The sequence below is a fragment of the Streptomyces sp. enrichment culture genome (genome assembly GCF_964273145.1).
Taxonomy (GTDB): domain Bacteria; phylum Actinomycetota; class Actinomycetes; order Streptomycetales; family Streptomycetaceae; genus Streptomyces.
Genome location: NZ_OZ186873.1, coordinates 831,013 through 849,668, shown reverse-complemented (window position 1 = coordinate 849,668; position 18,656 = coordinate 831,013). Strand labels below are relative to the sequence as shown.

Sequence of the window (18,656 nt, the reverse complement as noted above, 5' to 3'; positions counted from 1 at the left end):
ACCACGTTTCACCGCACCACCCCGCCACCATTCCCTGAACGTCCTGCCTGGACCACACAGGTCCGGACCACGCGTCCCGGACCGAGAGGGGGGCCCGTGATTCCCGTCTGCCGCCTCGAAGACCTCCCCAAGGGCGAATCCGTCCGCCTCGGGACGACCCCGCCCGTCGCCGTGTTCCGCACCGACGACGGCGAGCTGTACGCCGTCGACGACACCTGCACCCACCAGGACGCCTCCCTCTCCGAAGGCTGGCTGGAGGGCTGCCTGGTCGAATGCCCGCTGCACTCCGCCTCGTTCGACCTCCGCACCGGCCGGCCGACCGGCCTTCCGGCCCGCCGCCCCGTCCGCACCCACCGCGTCACCGTCGACGACGGCGTGATCCACGTCCACCTCGTCGCCGAGGAGGGGACGGCCGCGTGAACGCCCGGGCCCCCCGCCCCGCTCCGGCGGTCCGCCCGGCGGACCGCACCCGTGCCGTCCGAGCCGCCCGTGCCGTCCACCCGGTGAGGAGCCGCACCCCATGAGGACCGTGACCGTCGTCGGCGCCTCCCTCGCCGGCCTCTACGCCGCCCGGGAACTGCGCGCCCAGGGCTACGGCGGACGGCTGGTGATCGTCGGGGACGAGCCCCACCCCCCGTACGACCGCCCGCCCCTGTCCAAGGACTTCCTCACCGGTCGCGCCGACGAGACGCAACTCGCCCTCACCGACGCCGAGGAGACCGCGGCGCTGGACGCCGAGTGGCTCCTCGGCGTCCGCGCCCGCGGCCTCGACGCCCGGGGCCGCACCGTGCTGCTCGACGACGGCCGCACCGTCTCCACCGACGGCGTCGTCATCGCCACCGGGGCCTCGGCCCGCCACCTGCCCGGCGACGGCCTCGCCGGCGTCCACACGCTGCGCACCCTCGACGACGCCCGCGCCCTGCGCGAGGAACTCACGCGTGGCCCGCGCCGGGTCGTCGTCATCGGCGGCGGCTTCATCGGCGCCGAGACCGCGTCCTCCTGCGCCGCGCTCGGCCATGCCGTGACCGTCGTCGAGGCCGCCGCCCTGCCCCTGGTGCCCCAGCTGGGAACCGAGATGGCCGCGGTGTGCGCCGCCCTGCACCGGCGCGGCGGCACCGAGCTGATCACCGGCACCGGTGTCGCCGGACTGCGCGGCACGGTCGCGGTCACCGGCGTGGAACTCACCGACGGCCGGACCCTCCCCGCGGACGTCGTGGTCGTCGGCATCGGCGCCACCCCCAACACCGCCTGGCTGGCGGGCTCGGCGCTCGCCCTGCGCGACGGCGTCCTGTGCGACGACGGCTGTGCGACGGCCCTGCCGCAGGTGGTCGCCGTCGGGGACGTCGCCCGCGTCGGCGGCACCCGTGCCGAGCACTGGACCGCCGCCGCGGAGCAGCCCCGGGCCGCCGTGGCCAACCTGCTCGCCGGGCGCACGGTCGCGACCGCGCGGACAGTGCCGTACTTCTGGTCCGACCAGTACGGCGCACGCCTGCAGTTCGCCGGCCGGCGCGAGGACGGCGACTTCGTCCGCATCGTCGAGGGGGGCATCGCCGACGGGGCTCCCGCCGAGGGCGGCTTCCTCGCCCACTACGAGCGGGACGGCCGTACGACCGCCGTCCTCTGCGTGGACCGGCCGCGCGCCTTCACGCGGGCCCGGCGCGCACTCGCCCGCGCGGCGGACGGGGCGCGGCCGGCACCGCTGTGACCGGCGGGGCGGCCGGCCCGCGCGCGGGGCGGGCCGGCCGCCCCACGAGGGTTCGCCGCGGAGCAGGGCCGCCCCATGGGGGCCTGCCGCCCCGCCGGTCATGTCCCCCATCGGCCGTGCCCCGCCGGTCGCCGCCCGCTCCTGGAACGCGCCGGTCCTCAAGGATGCGACAACCGCCCGGCCCCGCCCTGCCGCCGTGCCCGCTCCTCGGCCCGCTCCTCGGCCCGCTCCTCGGCCCTCGCCCGGCGCCGGGCCCTGCGCCGCTCGCGCCGCAGGGCCCGTGCCGTGCTGCTCGGCGTCGACACCACCCCGTGGCGCTGGTTCCAGACCTGACGGGTCACCCAGACGTCGAGCACCCCCCACGTGGCCACCACCGTGCCGGCCACACTGCCGATCACCATGGGGAACGCCGCCCACGAACCGGCCAGCGTGCACAGGAACGCCACCATCGCCTGGATCAGTGTCACGGCGATGACGAGCACAGCCCGCACGGCCGCCGTACGCACCGGGTCCGGCAGCCGGTGCCGCCGGGCCGGCTCCTCCACCCACAGGGGCCGCCGCGCCTCGGCCCCGTCGGCTCCGTCCGCGCGCACCGCCGTCCGCCCGCCCGCCGGTATGCCGTGCTCCGGCGCCCCGGGGTCCGGCCGTGCCGCCGGATACGCCCCCCCGCCGTCCCCCGGCGCCCCGCGCCGCTCCGCCGTCCCCATCAACGTGTCACTCCCCACCGCCACCAGATTCCCGCCCCGCTTCGGACGGCCCGGTTTCCCAGTGGCTGCCCGGCCTGCGCCGCTCTACGCCGCCCGGACGCGGGACACGGCCTCCCTGACCGGTTCCGCTCCCCGGGCCGTGGGCCGGACGGCCCATGGACCAGGACGAACGGCGCCGCCTGAAGATTCCCGCGCCTCCCCGAGGATTCCGGCAGGCGGGGTGATCCGGCCGAAGTCCCTTCCCCGCCCGGCACTTCGCCGCCTTGTTCGCTGCCCGCACCCCTGGAGGCGATGCCCCGTGATGACCGGAAAACTTCCCCTTTCGCCCCGCCGGTGTGAAAGTTCGGGTTCCGGAAGGGTCTTCGAGTTATCTGCGTGACGGTAGTAGGCTCGCGCCGTTTGTTGACGCACATGCACACCCCTGTCGGTGGGGTCGAGCTAGGGGAGGCCATGCGCTTTCGCGGGACGTCGATCCGCCGGAGGATCGTGGCGCTGCTGCTCGTGCCGCTGATGTCCCTGACCGCCATCTGGGCCTTCGCCACCGTGCTCACGGGACGCGAGGCGAGCCACCTGTTCGACGTGTCGCTCGTCGTGGAGAAGATCGGCTACCCCGTCGAGGACACCGTCCGCGTCCTGCAGCAGGAACGCCGCCAGACCCTCGTCTACCTGGCCGACCCCCGCGCCTCCGACAGCCTCACCGCCCTGCGCCGCAGCCGCGCCGCCACCGACCGGGCCGTGGCCGAGGTCCGCGGGAACGCCGGGACGTCCGACGTGCGCGACGCGCTGAGCCACGACGAGGGCGACCGGCTGACCGCCGTCCTGGACGCCTTCCGCGGCATCGGCTCCCTGCGCCGCACCGTCGAGGACGGCACCGTCGACCGCGCCCAGGCCCTCGCCCTCTACAACCGCCTGGTCGACTCGTGCCAGATCCTGCTCGCCGACCTCCACCTCGTCGACAACGTCGAGCTGGACAAGGAGTACCACGCGCTCGTCAACCTCTCCCGCGCGCGCGAGCTGCTCTCCCGCGAGGACGCCCTCCTGGGCTCCGCCCTGGTCTCCGGCCGGCTGACCCGCGCCGAGCTGCGGGAGGTCTCCGACCTCGTGGCCCAGCGCACCCAGATGTACGAGCTCACCCTGCCGCTGCTGCCCGCCGCCGAGCGCGGCCGTTACGAGCACTTCTGGAAGAACGCCTCCTCCGCGCCGCTGCGCGTGGCCGAGGAGGCGGCCGTCTCCTCGGCCGCCTCCTCCGGGACCGGCCTGCCCGGCGGTGTCACCGCCAGGAGCTGGGACACGGCCGCCGGGAAGGCGCTCGACGAACTCGGCGCCCTCGACGACCGGGCCGCCGACCGCTACCAGGACCGCGTCCGCCCGGTCGCGATGGCCGTCATCGCCAAGGCGGCCGTCGCCGGCGTCCTCGGACTGCTGGCCGTGCTGGTCTCCCTCTTCCTGTCCGTCCGCGTCGGCCGCGGCCTCATCCGCGATCTCCGGCGGCTGCGCCTGGAGGCCCTCGAGGCGTCCGGCGTGCGCCTGCCCGGCGTCATGCGCCGCCTCTCCGCCGGCGAACAGGTCGACGTCGAGACCGAGGCGCCGCTCCTGGAGTACGCCGAGAACGAGATCGGCGAGGTCGGCCAGGCCCTCAACACCCTCCAGCGCGCCGCGGTCGAAGCCGCCGTCAAACAGGCCGAGCTGCGCGCCGGCGTCTCCGAGGTCTTCGTCAACCTCGCCCGCCGCAGCCAGGTCCTGCTCCACAAGCAGCTCACCCTGCTCGACGCCATGGAGCGCAGGACCGAGGACACCGACGAACTCGCCGACCTCTTCCGCCTCGACCACCTGACCACCCGCATGCGCCGGCACGCCGAGGGGCTGGTCATCCTCTCCGGTGCCGCCCCCTCCCGGCAGTGGCGCAAGCCCGTCCAGCTCATGGACGTGGTGCGGGCCGCCGTCGCCGAGGTCGAGGACTACGAGCGCATCGAGGTCCGCCGGCTGCCCCGGATCGCCGTCACCGGCCCGGCCGTCGCGGACCTCACCCATCTCGTGGCCGAACTCCTGGAGAACGCGACCGTGTTCTCGCCCCCGCACACCGCCGTGCAGGTCGTGGGCGAGCGGGTCGCCAACGGCTTCACCCTGGAGATCCACGACCGCGGCCTCGGCATGACGGCAGACGCCCTCCTCGACGCCAACCTCCGGCTCGCCGAGACACCGGAGTTCGAGCTGTCCGACACCGACCGGCTCGGCCTGTTCGTGGTCAGCCGGCTCGCGCAGCGGCAGAACGTCCGGGTCTCCCTCCAGCCCTCCCCGTACGGCGGTGTCACCGCCGTCGTCTTCCTCCCCGCCGCGCTGCTCACGGACGACGTCCCGGACACCAACGGCACCGGCTTCCGCCTCGACCGGCCCCAGCGGTCGAGGAAGCGCGAACCGGTGGAACGGCGCCGCGCCCTCTCCCAGGTGCCCGCGCACCCGCCCGGCCCGCCCGCCCGCCTCCTGGACGGGCCCGTCGAGCTGGAGGCGCCGGTCGACCTGGACGCCCTCGCCGACGAGAACGGCGGACGCGACGGGCTGTCGCGCCCACGTCCCGCCCCCGCGCCCGCGCCCGCGAAAGCCGAACCGGGGCACCGCCCCGGCGGCCCGGACCGCGGAGGCGCCGGCCCGCAGGGCACCGGGGGAGCCGAGGCCCGGCCCGGCACGGCGGGCGACCCGGCCGGTCCGGCCCCGCTGCCCCGCCGCACGCCCAAGCTGGTCAGCTCCCACGGCCGCCCGGTGACCGAACGCACCCGGCGGGCGGGACCCGGCGAGGCTCCTTCGGCGGACGCGGGCCGGCCGGAACCGGTCCCGCTGCCCCGCCGCGTCCGGCAGGCCAGTCTGGCTCCGCAGCTCAGGCAGGAGCCCGAACGGCCCACCGGGAAACCGGCGGACCCGGCCGAACGGGACGCCGAGGAAGTACGCAGCCGTATGGCCGCGCTCCAGCGCGGCTGGCGACGCGGCCGCGAGGAGGACGCCGCGGGCGACGACGCCCACAGCGGCACAGCACCACACCGAACGACAAAGGGGGACGGTCGATGACCGCACCGAAGGCGACCGGCCACACCGCGACCGCCAAGGGAGAGCTCAACTGGCTCCTCGACGACCTGGTGGACCGCGTCGCGAGCATCCGCAAGGCCGTCATCCTGTCCGGTGACGGCCTGCCGACGGGGGTCTCCAAGGACCTGACCCGGGAGGACAGCGAGCACCTCGCCGCCGTGGCGTCCGGTTTCCACAGCCTCGCCAAGGGCGTGGGGCGCCACTTCGAGGCGGGCAGCGTCCGGCAGACGGTCGTCGAACTCGACGAGGCCTTCCTGTTCGTCACTGCGGCCGGGGACGGCAGCTGCCTCGCCGTCCTGTCCGACGCCGACTCGGACATCGGACAGGTCGCCTACGAGATGACCCTCCTGGTCAAGCGGGTCGGTGTCCACCTGGGCACCGCTCCGCGCACCGATCTGCCCTCGGGCGGGTAGTGGGATGACATGAGCGCAGACGGTCAGGGAAGAAACCACTGGTTCGACGACGAGGCCGGACCGGTCGTCCGCCCGTACGCCATGACCCGCGGCCGCACCACCAGCGCGGCCCAGCACCGCCTCGACCTCATCGCGGTGGTCGTCGCCGACCCCGACGCCGGCGACCCGGAGGCGGACGCGACCCTGTCCCCGGAACACGTGGACATCGTCGGGCTGTGCCACGCCGCCCCGCAGTCGGTGGCCGAACTCGCCGCCGAGCTCGACCTGCCCGTCGGCGTCGTACGGGTCCTCATAGGGGACCTCGTGGACGCGGAGTTCGTCCGGGTGACGCGGCCCGTGCCTCCCGCCGAGCTGCCGGACGAGAGCATTCTGCGCGATGTGATCAACGGCCTCCGGGCCCTGTGAACGGCACGGCCGCGGGCGTCCCCGACGACCCCGGGCGCCCTCCGGCGACGCCCCGGCGGCGAACTCCCGGTGGCGGAGGACCCGTTCTCCGCCACCGCCCCCGTCCAGCACCGAGCAGGAGAAGAGAGAAGAGAGAAGAGACCGATGATCTTCGGGCGTTCCCAGCGTGGCAAGCCCCCGGTCGAACCCGTCACGCTCAAGATCCTGGTGGCCGGCGGCTTCGGCGTGGGCAAGACCACCCTCGTCGGCGCGGTCAGCGAGATCCGGCCGCTGCGCACCGAGGAACTGCTCACCGAGGCCGGGCGTCCCCTGGACGACCTCAGTGGGGTGGAGGGCAAGCGCACCACCACCGTCGCCATGGACTTCGGGCGCATCACCCTGCGCGAGGACCTGGTGCTCTATCTCTTCGGCACACCGGGCCAGGAGCGGTTCTGGTTCATGTGGGACGAACTCGCCGAGGGCGCGCTCGGGGCCGTCGTCCTCGCCGACACCCGCCGCCTGGAGGACTGCTTCGCGGCCGTCGACTACTTCGAACGCCGTTCCCTGCCGTTCCTCGTCGGCGTCAACTGCTTCGACGGGGCGGCCCGTTACCCCACGGAGGACATCCGCCGGGCACTCGATCTCGACCCCGGCGTTCCCGTGCTGATGTGCGACGCCCGTGAGCGGGAGTCGGTCAAGGAGGTCCTGGTCGGCGTCGTCCGGCACGCCATGGCGACCGCCGCCGGCCGCCGCTCCACCGCCACCGTCTGACGAGCGGGCACGATCCGTGCCCCGCCGGCCGCGCCCCCGCCGTAGCCGGACTTCGGCGCGGCCGCCCGTCCTGATCTCGCCGTACGTTTACGACCGCACCGTCAGCCAGGCGGAGCGGTCGGGCCACTCGGCCTCGACCGCGTAGTACGGCGTACACGTGATGCCGCCTTCGCCCCCGCCGCCGCTTGTGCCGTTGGATGCGCAGTGTTCGCCCGTTCGGCGGTCGAGTACTGTCCCGGCCTCACGCCGCACGCATGCCCACCGTCGTCCCCCTTCCTCCTCCTTCCTCCCCGGCGAGGGACGACAAGGAGGGGGCGGCGCCTCCGACCAGGCCCGGTTCTCGCACAGCCACGGCGGACGGACATGTGGCGGGGAGCGACGGGACGGCTGGACCTGTCGCGGTTGCGGTGAATGCGTACGTCTCGCCCGCGAAGGAGCGGGGAAACCGGGCGGCTCCACCGCCGTCGGAACCGGTTCCACGACCGGAGGGCCAAGGACGATGCCGAAGGGATCGCCCCGGTCGAACTCGGCGCCGGAGGTGTCGCGGCGGCCGGTGTTCCCCGGGCGCGGGCTCACCGGGCGCGGGTTGTGCAGCTCACGCCCCCCAGGAAGTCCGTGTCGGCCGCGAGCACGCGTATCACCTTCCTGAGCAGCGGCAACGCGGTCCGTGACCGCTTGTTCCAGCTCGGCTGCTTCGGCAGGTACGGGAACATCGGCGTCAGGTTCCTGCCCGCGTACCGTAGCCACCGGGCCTCGGACCTGAACCCCAGCATCGCCTGGGCCACCGCCAGGCGGACCAGCTCGGAATCGGTCAACTGCGGCGGTCCGCCCGGACACCGCCGTCCTTCCGGCTCGTCATCGATCCTCACGGACAGTGCGGTGAGGAGGGTGTCCAGATCGGTCCTCACACCCTGGTCCCGGATGTCCTCCTCTCGTGTCCGGCCACGGCCGGCAGGGCTGACTACCATGCCTGCATGGTTGCCCTCTCCCTCTCACCGCTCCGCTTCTCCCCGCAGGAGATCGCTGAGGTGGTCGACCTCTACACGAGCAACCCGGAGTACTGCCGCGTCGCCGGCGAATACGACCCCGGGAACGTCCGGGCCGACCGGGTCGAAGCCGATCTGCGGGAGGAAGCCGGTACCGAGGGCTGCGAGGTACTGCTCGCCCGCGATGAGCGGAGACAGCTCGTCGGGCTACTGTGCCTGCTGGACCGTCACCCGACAGATGGCCAGCCCTGGATCGGGCTGCTGCTGGTGCACGGCAACTTCCACCGCAAGGGCATCGGCCGATTGCTGGCCAACATGGTTGAGGAGCGGTTTCGCGATGAGGGCCGGGGCGGTCTCCGTCTCGCCGTCCTGGAGAACAATCCCGTCGCCCTCGCCTTCTGGAGCTCACTGGGCTGGCAGGAGATCGACCGCCGTGCCGACAGACAGCACGGCCGACCCTGCGTCGTCATGCACAAGCAACTGACCTGAGCTTCTGGAACAACTCGTCTACTGATCTTTTCGTAAGTTCGATGGTGTGGTGGGCGGATGGTCGGGCCGGTATGGGCAAGGAATGACCATGGAAGTCGGGCCCCGGCCGCCCGTGCGGCCGCGTACTGCGCCTCGGTCCCCGACCCCTCCACGGCCCGCAGTGCTTCCAGCTCGTCACAGAGCGTCCGCATCGCCTGGGCCACCACCGGCCGGACGAGCAGCGAGGCGTCGGGTTCCACCGGATCCGGTGCCCTGCCGGTGAGCAACCGCGGCGGCGCGTCCCCGCCCGCGCAGATACAGAATCCTTGGCTCCGCGGCGTGGGCACCGCCTCCGGAGGGGCTGCCCGCGGCACGGGTGCGTACGGCGGGCAGACGTCGACCGTCACCTCCCATGTCATGCGCCCCGCGTCCCGGACGGCGTCGTACGGCGCAGGCATCCCCCTGGGGTCCGCCGGCGTGCCGGCGGGCACGTTGACGTGCGGCGGCAGCACCCTCCCCTGGTGCACCGCCGCCCGGATCGCCGTCCCCGCCCCGCTTCCCCCGCCCGCCCCGCGCCTGATAGATGAAGAGAGCATGACACGACTTCCGATCGCGGTACGCGGTCCGGCCACCGCACTCGCGGCCCTGCTCATCCTGGCCGTCGCCGCTCCCGCTCCCGCTGCTCCCGCTCCCGCTGCTCCCGCTCCCGCTGCCCCCGCTCCCGCTCCCGCTCCCGCTGCTCCCGCTCCCGCCCGGTCCACACCGGACCCCAAGGCACCGAAGGACTTCGTCAGCCTGAGCAGCGTGGACCCGACGATCCTCCAGGAGATCCGCTACTTCACCCGGCACAACTTCGTCGGCGAGCGCATCGACGGCTACCGCCGACCCCTCTGCCTCCTCACCCGCCCCGCCGCGGAAGCCCTCCACCGGGCCCAGCTCCGCCTCCTGCCCAAGGGTTACAGCCTCAAGGTGTACGACTGCTACCGCCCGCAACGCGCCGTGGACCACTTCGTCCGCTGGGCGGAGGACCTCGACGACCAGACCATGAAGGACGAGTTCTACCCGAATGTCGACAAGACCCGCCTCTTCGCGGACGGCTACATCGCGGAGAAGTCCGGCCACAGCCGCGGCTCGACGGTGGACCTGACCCTGGTCCGGCTCCCGGCGCAGCCCACCCGGCCGTACCGCCCCGGACGACCGCTCGTGCCGTGCTACGCGCCCCAGGACGAGCGCTTCCCCGACAACTCCGTCGACATGGGCACCGGCTTCGACTGCTTCGACACCCTCTCGCACACCCTCGACCCGCGCGTTCAGGGCGAACAGCGAGCCAACCGCCTGCTGCTCAAGACCACCCTGGAGGACGCCGGCTTCGTCAACCTCGCCGAGGAGTGGTGGCACTACACCTACAAGCCCGAGCCCTACCCGGACACCTACTTCGACTTCCCCGTCTCCACGAAGTCCCTCACCACCGCCCGCCGGACCACCGGACCGCTGAACCGCTGAACCGCCGCACAACCGGACCGCCCGCCCGAACCCGGAACCACCGCCGAAGCCGTCCTCCCCGCCACCGGATGCAGCCGCCACGGGCCTGGGCCGCACCCCTCCCGGCCCCGTCCCGGGCGTCCACTGTCCGAGCCGCGGACCACACCGGCCGGCAGGGCGGAGCGGTGTCCACCAGCCTGACCAGCCTCGCCCGGGCCGGAACCGCACGCGGCCCGACGACCGCCAGGCACCGCTCCTCCACCCTCACCGCACCCCCGCTCCCGCAGGGCCGGATCACGCCCGCCGTCACCGCCTGCGCCGAGGCCTTCCTCCACCCGCCCAGCGCCAGCCTCGGCCACCGGGGCATCGAGAAGGCACCTGCTGCGCACCCCGGAGGAACCCGCCCCCGGAGCACACCCCGGCCGTACGGGCGTGCTCCGAGGGCCGCTACACCCGCCCCCGGACCTGCGCGACCCCCCGCACCCGCACCGGGTACGGCGGCTCGCCCGGGCAGCCCCCGCCCTCGCGGTCCTCCTTGCGGTCCCCTTCCCGCTCGACGACCAGCCGCCGGTCCTCCCACCGCACGGCATAACGCTCCACCTCCGGCTCCTCCCAGCCGTCGCCCGCGTCCGGCACGACCAGCCCGCCTCCGTCCCGCCCCGGGGCGGGCGCCCACACCTCCAGCTCCAGCCCTCCCTCGTCCCCCCGCACCGGAAGGACGGCGCCCGCGCGCACGAACACCGGGATCCGCCCCAAGGGCGCGTCGACCACCACCCGCGCCGGTCCCTCGTACGCCCGTTCCGTCACCGTGTCGTACCAGCGCCCCCGAGGCAGCCGCACCGCACGCCGTTCGGCCCCCGGCTCCAGCACCGGCGCCACCAGCAGACGGTCACCCAGCAAAAAGGCGTCCTCGCAGTCCCGCAACGCCCGGTCCTCCGGGGCCGACCACCACACCGGCCGCACACAGGGCGCCCCGGTGCGCCGCGCCAGATGCGCCAGCGTCACGAGGTACGGCAGCAGCCGCCGCCGCTCGAGGAGCGCCCCGCGCGCGTGCTCCAGCACCCGGGGGCCGAACTCCCAGGGCTCCCCGCACCCCGCCCGCGCACCCGCGTGCGTCCGGAACAGCGGCAGGTACGCCCCCAGCTGGAGCCACCGCAGATACAGCTCGGGCGACAGGCTCCCGCCCAGCCCACCCACGTCCGGCCCGGCGTACGGCACCCCGCACAACCCCAGCCCCAGCACCAGCGCCAGCGACGCCCGAAGTCCCGGCCACCCCGCGGCCACGTCACCGAACCAGGTGCCGCCGTAGCGCTGCAGGCCCGCCCACCCGGAGCGCGAGAACACGAACGGCCGCACCTCCGGCGCCAGCTTCCGCACCCCCTCGTACCCCGCCCTCGCCATGCACAGCGCGTACACGTTGTGCGCCTCGCGATGGTCACCGCCCCGGCCCTCCAGCTCGTGCCGGGCCGACCGCGGCAACGCCGGCCCCCCGAACGCCGCGAACGACGTCGGCTCGTTCGCGCCGTGCCAGAAACCCGCGAACCCCCGCCCGAGCCGCTCCGCGTACAGACCGCCCCACCACTCCCGCACCCGCGGAGCCGTGAAATCCGGGAAGACCGCCCCACCCGGCCGCGCCACTGCGCGCACCACCCGTCCCGCCGCGTCCCGCACGAACGCGTCCTCAGCCGTCCCGCCGTCGTACACGGCGTCACCCGGCACCGCCTTCACCGCCGGGTCGACGACCGACACCAGCCGGATCCCCTCCCGCCCGAGCTCCTCCGCGAGCACGGGCAGCTCGGGAAACCGCTCCTCGTCGACGGCGGACACCCGGTGCCCGTCGTAGCGGCCGGTGTCCAGGTGCACCGCGTCGAGCGGCAGTCCCCGCTCCCGGTACCCCGCGACGATGCGCCGGACCTCCCCCTCGCCGTCCAGCCCCCACCGCGCGTGATGATGGCCGAGCGCCCACGCGGGCGGCACCGCGGGCGCCCCGGTGAGCGAGGCCCACGTCAGCAGCACGCGCGCGGGGGTGCCCACCATCACCCAGCAGCGCAGCGGGCCGCCGTCCATCCGCAGCACACTCGCCCCCGGCCGGTCGTGCCCGGACCCGGCGCCCTCCTCGCCCTCCCGCAGGGCCACCGTCCCGTCCCACGCGTTGTCGTGGAAGACCAGGTGCGTGCCGGCGTCGGCCACCACCACCTGCACCGGCATGGTGAGGTGCGGCGGATCGTCACCGGGCCGGAGCGCCACCCCCGGATCGGTGTTCCACAGCCGGTACGTCCCCTCCCGCAGCCGCGGCCCCGCCGCCCGCCCCCCGAGCCCGAAGAACCGCGCGTCCGCCGCCACCTCCGACCGCTGCACCCAGCGCGCCGCACCCCCGCCCACCGGCTCCCACCAGCGCGGCGGCAGCTCACGGCGCAGCACCACACCCCCGGGCGTCCGCACCTCGATCGCGCCCTGCCGCGACACGCCCACGGTCACCCGCTCCGCCACCACCCGCCAGCCCCCGGCCGTGTCCGGCTCCAGCACCACCCGCGGATCCGGCTCCGGGCACCGGCCCGCCAGCGCGTACGACGGCTCCGGACCGGCTCCGTCCCACCCCCAGAACACCGCCCCGTTCACCGCCACGAAGATCCGCAGCTCCGACCGCCCGAACCGGATGACACCGCCCCCCGGCCCGGACTCCACCTCCGTCACGCACCCCGGCACCCGCGCCCGCTCGGCCCCCGGCCGCGGCAGCCCGGCGGCGTCGGCGCGCCTCCTGCGCCACGCCGCCCGCACGGTACGCAACCCCTGAGCCGCCCCCACAGAACCAACCGCCTTCACCGAACGCACCAGGTCACGACCGTCCATGCTGCTCAGCCTGCCATTGGCCGTCCCCCACACGGGCGTCGTTCAACTGCCGTTCACCTGTGCCGGGACCACATCTTCACGGCACGGACCAGGTGTGACGAACCCTGGTGCACATCCCGATCGCGTGGCATCGTCCTGTCAGCCGCGTCACGCGCACATCCCAGCCCGTGCGCGCGGGACGCACACGACGCGCACAGCCCGGGAGCCGCCCCATGACGACCGAGAACCCCCAGCCGCTCTGGCAGCCCGATCCCGACCGCATCGCCCGCGCACGGATCACCCGATTCCAGGCCTGGGCCGCCGAGCACCACGGCGCTCCCGCCGAGGGCGGCTACCCGGCCCTGCACCGCTGGTCCGTCGACGAGCTCGACACGTTCTGGAAAGCCGTCACCGAGTGGTTCGGCGTACGCTTCTCCACCCCCTGCACGCGCGTGCTCGGCGACCGCGCGATGCCCGGCGCCCAGTGGTTCCCCGGCGCCACCCTCAACTACGCCGAACACGCCCTGCGCGCCACCGCCACCCGCGCGGACGAACCGGCCCTCCTGCACGTCGACGAGACCCACGAGCCCCGCCCCGTCACCTGGGCCGAGCTGAACCGCCAGGTCGGCTCCCTGGCCGCCGCCCTGCGCGCCCTCGGCGTACGCCCCGGGGACCGCGTCAGCGGCTACCTCCCCAACATCCCCCAGGCCGTGGTCGCCCTCCTCGCCACGGCCGCCGTCGGCGGCGTGTGGACCTCCTGCGCCCCCGACTTCGGCGCCCGCAGCGTCCTGGACCGCTTCCAGCAGGTCGAACCCGTCGTCCTGTTCACCGTCGACGGCTACCGCTACGGCGGCAGGGAACACGACCGCCGCGCCACCGTCGCCGAACTCCGCCGCGAACTGCCCACCCTGCGCGCCGTGGTCCACGTCCCGCTCCTCGGCACCGACACCCCCGAGGGCGCCCTCGACTGGTCGTCCCTGACCTCCGCCGACACCGAGCCCGTCTTCGAACAGGTCCCCTTCGACCATCCCCTGTGGATCCTGTACTCCTCCGGCACCACCGGCCTGCCCAAGGCGATCGTCCACTCCCAGGGCGGCATCCTGGTCGAACACCTCAAACAGCTCGGCCTGCACTGCGACCTCGGCCCCGGTGACCGCTTCTTCTGGTACACGTCGACGGGCTGGATGATGTGGAACTTCCTCGTCTCCGGCCTGCTCACCGGCACCACGATCGTCCTGTACGACGGCAGCCCCGGCCACCCCGACACCGGCGCCCAGTGGCGCGTCGCCGAACGCACCCGCACCACCCTCTTCGGCACCTCGGCCGCCTACGTCATGGCCTGCCGCAAAGCGGACCTGCACCCCGCCCGCGACCACGACCTCTCCACCGTCCAGTGCGTCGCCACCACCGGCTCGCCCCTGCCGCCCGACGGCTTCCGCTGGCTCCACGACGAGGTCGCCCGCGACGGGGCCGACCTGTGGATCGCCTCCGTCAGCGGGGGCACGGACGTCTGCTCCTGCTTCGCCGGAGCCGTCCCCACCCTCCCCGTGTACACCGGGGAGCTCCAGGCCCCCTGCCTGGGCACCGACCTCCGGTCCTGGGACCCCGGCGGCAAACCCCTGACCGACGAGGTCGGCGAACTCGTCGTCACCAACCCCATGCCGTCCATGCCGATCCACTTCTGGAACGACCCCGACGGCAGCCGCTACCACGACAGCTACTTCGCCGCCTACCCCGGCGTCTGGCGCCACGGCGACTGGATCACCGTCACCTCCCGCGGCTCCGTCGTCATCCACGGCCGCTCCGACTCCACCCTCAACCGCCAGGGCGTCCGCATGGGCTCGGCCGACATCTACGAAGCCGTCGAACGCCTTCCCGAGATCAAGGAATCCCTCGTCATCGGCGTCGAACAGCCCGACGGAGGCTACTGGATGCCCCTCTTCGTCCACCTGGCCCCCGGAGCCACCCTGGACGAGGCCCTCCGCGACCGCGTCAGACAGACCATCCGCGACCGGCTCTCCCCCCGCCACGTCCCCGACGAGATCATCGAAGTCCCCGGCATCCCGCACACCCTCACCGGCAAGCGCATCGAGGTCCCGGTCAAACGCCTCCTGCAGGGCACCCCCCTGGAGCAGGCGGTCAACCCCGGCTCCATCGACAACCTCGACCTCCTCCACCACTTCGAAGCCCTCGCCCGCGAACGCGCCTGACCGCACCGCCCCCGGGAGTCGGCCGGCCACCCCCACCGGCCGACTCCATCGTCACTGTCAGTGCCGTCGATTACTGTGAGTGAGCATTGATCGACCGTGTACGCACAGGGGGAAGACATGGCGCACACCGACCGGACCCAGACGATGCGACGCGTCCTGCGCCGCGAGATCGCCGGCACCATCGGCCTGCTCACCGACGAGCACGACTTCCGCGCCATGCGGCGCTACCGCACCTTCGCCTTCGACGACCACGCGGTCTACCTCGAACACGTGGAAGCCCTGCTCAGGGCCCGAGCCGCCGAAGGCACCCACACCACCGTCGCCCTCTTCGACCCCGAGGAGTACGCCGACTTCTGCGCGGCCACGGGCATCGACCCCGACACCCCCTCCAGCCGCACCCGCTTCACCGCCGAACTCGCGGCCACCGGACCCACCGTCCCCTACGACGGGCGGCCCCTCGCCGATCTGCTCCCCGACCTCATCGACGAAGCCGTTCGCCAGGCCACCCGCGAGTACGCGACCCTCCTCCTGGCCCGCCTCGGCACCTGCGCCTCCTGCGGCGAGGACATCGGCCGCGCCGCCTTCGCCCGGGCCTCCCACCTCCTCCTCCGCGTCCTCGACACGGCCCCGCCCGGCACCCACCACCTGGTCTGCAGCGTCTCCACCACGCCAGAGACCCTCGTCTCCGCCCTGCACGCCCCCGAGAACACCGACGGCGCCACGGAACTGGACGAGACCGAAGCCCTCGAGTTCACCGCCGTCCTCGCCCTGGGCCTGGCCACCCACAACCCCGGCGGCCTCGTCATGCGCACCACCGCCCCCGGCACCCCCGACCGCGTCTGCGGCTGGCGCCTGCGCGGCTACGGCCTCGAACCCCTCACCGCCGGCGAGGTCTTCGACGCCTACTGCACCGACGTCGAGTCCGGCGACATCATCTCCCCGGAGTCCAACGTCGACTACTGCGAGCCGCCCGACCTCGGGGACGACCAACCGGCCCCGGGCCACCACCACCACTGAACGCCGGAGGGGTGCTCCGCCCGCAGGCGGAACACCCCTCCACAACAACCGGCGCGCGGCCACCCCCCGGCTACTCGCCGGACAGCACCGCCTGCGCCGCGCCGCGCGCCTCCTCGGCGCTGTCCGCCGCCCGGGCCGCCGCGGCAGCCCGCTCGCACTGCGCCAGCGTGTACTTCGCCAGCGTCGCCCGGACGTAGGGAATCGACGCGGCCCCCATCGACAGGGAGGTGACCCCCAGGCCGGTCAGCACACACGCGAGCAGCGGATCGGACGCGGCCTCACCGCAGACACCGCAGCTCCTGCCCTCGGCCTTCGCCGCCTCCGCGGCCAGCGCTACCAGGTCGAGCAGGGCGGGCTGCCACGGATCCTGCAGCCGGGACACCGCCCCCACCTGGCGGTCGGCGGCGAAGGTGTACTGCGCGAGGTCGTTCGTCCCCAGCGACAGGAACTCCACCTCCCGCAGAATCGACCGCGCCCGCAGCGCCGCGGACGGGATCTCCACCATCGCACCGAACTTCGCCCGCAGCCCCGCCGCACGGCACGCGTCCGCGAAGGCCCTGGCGTCGGCCCGGTCCGCCACCATCGGGGCCATGACCTCGAGGTGGACAGGCAGCCCCTCCGCCGCCTCCGCCAGCGCCGTCAGCTGGGTGCGCAGCACCTCGGGATGGTCGAGCAGCGTCCGCAGCCCGCGCACGCCCAGCGCCGGGTTCGGCTCGTCGGCGGGCGTCAGGAAGTCCAGCGGCTTGTCCGCGCCCGCGTCCAGCACCCGCACCACGACACGGCCCTCGGGAAACGCCTCCAGCACCTGCCGGTAGGCCGCGACCTGCTTCTCCCGCGACGGCGCGTTCTCGCTGTCGTCGAGGAAGAGGAACTCGGTACGGAACAGACCGACACCCTCGGCACCGGCCTCCACCGCGGCGGCCACGTCGGCCGGGCCGCCGATGTTGGCCAGCAGCGGCACCTTGTGCCCGTCGGAAGTGGCACCCGGCCCGGTCGACGCGGCCAGCGCGGCCTTGCGCCGGGCCGCCTCCGCCTCCATCCGGGCCTTCCGCTCCTCGCTCGGACCCACGAAGACCTCGCCGGTGCTGCCGTCGACGGCGACCACGGTGCCTTCGGCGAGCTCACAGGCCCCCGGCAGCGCCACGACCGCCGGCACCCCCAGCGCCCGTGCCAGGATCGCGCTGTGACTGGTCGGCCCGCCCTCCTCGGTGACGAAACCGAGCACCAGTGCCGGGTCCAGCAGCGCCGTGTCGGCCGGCGCCAGATCCCGCGCGATGAGGACGTACGGCTTGTCACTGTCCGGAACACCCGGCATCGGCACCCCGAGCAGCCGGGCGACGATACGGTTCCGCACGTCGTCCAGGTCGGCCACCCGGCCGGCCAGGTACTCACCGGCACCGGCCAGCAGGGCCCGGTAAGCGGCGAAGGCGTCGTACACCGCGCGCTCGGCCGTGCTGCCGACCGCGATCCGCCGCTCCACGTCCGCCATCAGCTCGGGGTCCTGCGCCATCATGGCCTGCGCCTCGAGCACCGCCTGGGCTTCGCCGCCGGCGAGGTTGCCGCGCGCCGTCAGGTCGGCCGCCACAGCCTCCACGGCCTGGCGGGCGCGGCCCTGCTCACGCTCCGCCTCTTCCGCCGGGATCTGCTTGGCGGGCGGTTCGAGCACCGCCGTTCCCATGTGCCGAACCTCGCCGATGGCCACCCCGTGGCTCACGCCGACGCCTCGCAGCGTTGCTTCCATCTCACCCGTCTCCGATAGTGCGGCGGTTTTGCCGCCGCGGTGGTTGTCCTGCTCGCCGTCGTCGGACGGCACCGGCGTCACTCCCAGGCGAAGAGGCTGTCGCCGGCCTTCACGTCACCGTCCTCACGGAGACCGGAGAGAGCCTCGGCCGTGGCCTCCAGAGCCACCACCGGGCAGACCGGGGACTTGCCGGCGGCCTCGACCGCGGCGGGATTCCAGCGCACGACACTCTGACCGCGCTTCACGGTGTCCCCCTTGTTCACGAGCAGCTCGAAGCCCTCGCCGTTGAGCTGCACCGTGTCGATGCCGAGGTGGGTCAGCACACCATGTCCCCGCTCGTCCACCACGACGAAGGCGTGCGGATGGAGAGAAACGATGACCCCGTCCACGGGCGCGACGGCCTCGGAGGGCTCACGCACGGGATCGATCGCCGTGCCCGGGCCGACCATGGCCCCGGAGAAGACCGGATCCGGCACTGCCGCCAATCCGATGGCGCGTCCGGTGAGCGGGGACGTCACGGTGGTCATGGGGAGCCTCCCGGGGGGTGGAGAGATTCATATGGGCCGTCACTGCCTGTATCGGACGGCGCGCTGAGCAGCAGCGTATGTCATAGGTAGTACCGGTTCGCAGAGGAACCACCGATTAGAGGTCTAGACCACATCTCGCAGGGATTTGCCCCCACTCGAAGGCCCCGTGTACAGTCGTAGCTCCTGCTGGGGGCGAGCGGCGCCGACCGTAGCGTCTAAGCTCCAGCAGCACCAACTCATCCGCAGATCCTATCTCGGGATCACCTTCCGCTTGCTCGCGGGACGGTGGTCAGGGAGCCGGGAAAACGCTGGTAGAGTTGGGGACACCGAAGGGAAGC

At 73.7% G+C, this 18,656-nt stretch carries 14 protein-coding genes and 1 pseudogene; 10 read left to right on the top strand and 5 right to left on the bottom strand.

Annotation, left to right across the window (positions count from 1 at the left end; genetic code table 11):
- Window positions 1–96 precede the first annotated feature (96 nt).
- Together ACSU6Z_RS03880 and ACSU6Z_RS03875 are read left to right on the top strand one after the other, a co-directional pair.
- Window positions 97–420 carry a bifunctional 3-phenylpropionate/cinnamic acid dioxygenase ferredoxin subunit gene (locus ACSU6Z_RS03880; RefSeq protein ID WP_437042872.1) on the top strand — a complete coding sequence of 108 codons (324 nt, stop codon included), beginning with the start codon at window positions 97–99 and terminating at the stop codon, window positions 418–420.
- A gap of 100 nt (window positions 421–520) precedes the next feature.
- Window positions 521–1,705 (top strand): NAD(P)/FAD-dependent oxidoreductase, encoded by a 1,185-nt coding sequence (locus ACSU6Z_RS03875; RefSeq protein ID WP_437042871.1) that lies wholly within the window; start codon window positions 521–523, stop codon window positions 1,703–1,705.
- A 158-nt stretch (window positions 1,706–1,863) separates the two neighbouring features.
- Here ACSU6Z_RS03875 and ACSU6Z_RS03870 read toward each other — a convergent pair whose 3' ends face one another.
- On the bottom strand, window positions 1,864–2,412 hold the full coding sequence (locus ACSU6Z_RS03870; protein ID WP_437042868.1) for a hypothetical protein: 549 nt from the start codon (window positions 2,410–2,412) through the stop codon (window positions 1,864–1,866).
- 450 nt (window positions 2,413–2,862) lie between these two features.
- Here ACSU6Z_RS03870 and ACSU6Z_RS03865 point away from each other — a divergent pair, with 450 nt between their 5' ends.
- From ACSU6Z_RS03865 to ACSU6Z_RS03850, 4 genes are all read left to right on the top strand, one after another.
- Window positions 2,863–5,472: a nitrate- and nitrite sensing domain-containing protein gene (locus ACSU6Z_RS03865; protein ID WP_437042867.1), complete on the top strand. Its 2,610-nt coding sequence runs from the start codon at window positions 2,863–2,865 to the stop codon at window positions 5,470–5,472.
- On the top strand, window positions 5,469–5,903 hold the full coding sequence (locus ACSU6Z_RS03860; RefSeq protein WP_437042864.1) for a roadblock/LC7 domain-containing protein: 435 nt from the start codon (window positions 5,469–5,471) through the stop codon (window positions 5,901–5,903). The genes ACSU6Z_RS03865 and ACSU6Z_RS03860 overlap by 4 nt, the downstream gene beginning before the upstream one ends.
- Window positions 5,904–5,912: 9 nt before the next feature.
- Entirely contained in the window at window positions 5,913–6,308 is a 396-nt protein-coding gene (locus ACSU6Z_RS03855; protein WP_437042861.1) for a DUF742 domain-containing protein, read from the top strand.
- Between the two features lie 144 nt (window positions 6,309–6,452).
- On the top strand, window positions 6,453–7,058 hold the full coding sequence (locus tag ACSU6Z_RS03850) for a GTP-binding protein (protein ID WP_437042858.1): 606 nt from the start codon (window positions 6,453–6,455) through the stop codon (window positions 7,056–7,058).
- 608 nt (window positions 7,059–7,666) lie between these two features.
- On the opposite strand, the pseudogene ACSU6Z_RS03845 reads toward ACSU6Z_RS03850, so the two are convergent.
- Window positions 7,667–7,966 (bottom strand): annotated as a pseudogene (locus ACSU6Z_RS03845) (IS982 family transposase); the annotation flags it as partial.
- A gap of 66 nt (window positions 7,967–8,032) precedes the next feature.
- On the opposite strand from ACSU6Z_RS03845, the gene ACSU6Z_RS03840 reads away from it, so the two are divergent.
- Both ACSU6Z_RS03840 and ACSU6Z_RS03835 read left to right on the top strand, forming a co-directional pair.
- Window positions 8,033–8,533, top strand: a complete 501-nt coding sequence (locus ACSU6Z_RS03840) for a GNAT family N-acetyltransferase (protein ID WP_437042857.1) — start codon at window positions 8,033–8,035, stop codon at window positions 8,531–8,533.
- Window positions 8,534–9,106: 573 nt separating this feature from the next.
- On the top strand, window positions 9,107–10,015 hold the full coding sequence (locus tag ACSU6Z_RS03835) for a M15 family metallopeptidase (protein WP_437042855.1): 909 nt from the start codon (window positions 9,107–9,109) through the stop codon (window positions 10,013–10,015).
- Window positions 10,016–10,441: 426 nt separating this feature from the next.
- On the opposite strand, the gene ACSU6Z_RS03830 is transcribed toward ACSU6Z_RS03835, so the two are convergent.
- Entirely contained in the window at window positions 10,442–12,844 is a 2,403-nt protein-coding gene (locus tag ACSU6Z_RS03830) for a glycoside hydrolase family 31 protein (protein WP_437042853.1), read from the bottom strand.
- A 212-nt stretch (window positions 12,845–13,056) separates the two neighbouring features.
- Here ACSU6Z_RS03830 and ACSU6Z_RS03825 point away from each other — a divergent pair, with 212 nt between their 5' ends.
- Window positions 13,057–15,033, top strand: coding sequence for an acetoacetate--CoA ligase (locus tag ACSU6Z_RS03825; protein ID WP_437042851.1), 1,977 nt, complete (start codon window positions 13,057–13,059; stop codon window positions 15,031–15,033).
- 117 nt (window positions 15,034–15,150) lie between these two features.
- Entirely contained in the window at window positions 15,151–16,050 is a 900-nt protein-coding gene (locus tag ACSU6Z_RS03820; protein WP_437042849.1) for a hypothetical protein, read from the top strand.
- 70 nt (window positions 16,051–16,120) lie between these two features.
- Here the strand turns inward: ACSU6Z_RS03820 and ptsP are convergent, their stop codons facing one another.
- Window positions 16,121–17,791 carry a phosphoenolpyruvate--protein phosphotransferase gene (ptsP, locus tag ACSU6Z_RS03815; RefSeq protein WP_437050168.1) on the bottom strand — a complete coding sequence of 557 codons (1,671 nt, stop codon included), beginning with the start codon at window positions 17,789–17,791 and terminating at the stop codon, window positions 16,121–16,123.
- Window positions 17,792–17,868: 77 nt separating this feature from the next.
- A complete protein-coding gene (locus ACSU6Z_RS03810) occupies window positions 17,869–18,318 on the bottom strand; it encodes a PTS sugar transporter subunit IIA (protein ID WP_437042848.1) in 450 nt (149 codons plus the stop codon).
- Between the last annotated feature and the right edge of the window lie 338 nt (window positions 18,319–18,656).

What these genes read in the sequence shown, in the direction of transcription:
- ACSU6Z_RS03875 (WP_437042871.1), top strand. Translation starts at nt 521, where the DNA reads ATGAGGACCGTGACCGTCGTCGGCGCCTCCCTCGCCGGCCTCTACGCC.
- ACSU6Z_RS03870 (WP_437042868.1), bottom strand. Translation starts at nt 2,412, where the DNA reads ATGGGGACGGCGGAGCGGCGCGGGGCGCCGGGGGACGGCGGGGGGGCG.
- ACSU6Z_RS03865 (WP_437042867.1), top strand. Translation starts at nt 2,863, where the DNA reads ATGCGCTTTCGCGGGACGTCGATCCGCCGGAGGATCGTGGCGCTGCTG.
- ACSU6Z_RS03860 (WP_437042864.1), top strand. Translation starts at nt 5,469, where the DNA reads ATGACCGCACCGAAGGCGACCGGCCACACCGCGACCGCCAAGGGAGAG.
- ACSU6Z_RS03855 (WP_437042861.1), top strand. Translation starts at nt 5,913, where the DNA reads ATGAGCGCAGACGGTCAGGGAAGAAACCACTGGTTCGACGACGAGGCC.
- ACSU6Z_RS03850 (WP_437042858.1), top strand. Translation starts at nt 6,453, where the DNA reads ATGATCTTCGGGCGTTCCCAGCGTGGCAAGCCCCCGGTCGAACCCGTC.
- ACSU6Z_RS03840 (WP_437042857.1), top strand. Translation starts at nt 8,033, where the DNA reads ATGGTTGCCCTCTCCCTCTCACCGCTCCGCTTCTCCCCGCAGGAGATC.
- ACSU6Z_RS03835 (WP_437042855.1), top strand. Translation starts at nt 9,107, where the DNA reads ATGACACGACTTCCGATCGCGGTACGCGGTCCGGCCACCGCACTCGCG.
- ACSU6Z_RS03830 (WP_437042853.1), bottom strand. Translation starts at nt 12,844, where the DNA reads ATGGACGGTCGTGACCTGGTGCGTTCGGTGAAGGCGGTTGGTTCTGTG.
- ACSU6Z_RS03825 (WP_437042851.1), top strand. Translation starts at nt 13,057, where the DNA reads ATGACGACCGAGAACCCCCAGCCGCTCTGGCAGCCCGATCCCGACCGC.
- ACSU6Z_RS03820 (WP_437042849.1), top strand. Translation starts at nt 15,151, where the DNA reads ATGGCGCACACCGACCGGACCCAGACGATGCGACGCGTCCTGCGCCGC.
- ptsP (WP_437050168.1), bottom strand. Translation starts at nt 17,791, where the DNA reads ATGGAAGCAACGCTGCGAGGCGTCGGCGTGAGCCACGGGGTGGCCATC.
- ACSU6Z_RS03810 (WP_437042848.1), bottom strand. Translation starts at nt 18,318, where the DNA reads ATGACCACCGTGACGTCCCCGCTCACCGGACGCGCCATCGGATTGGCG.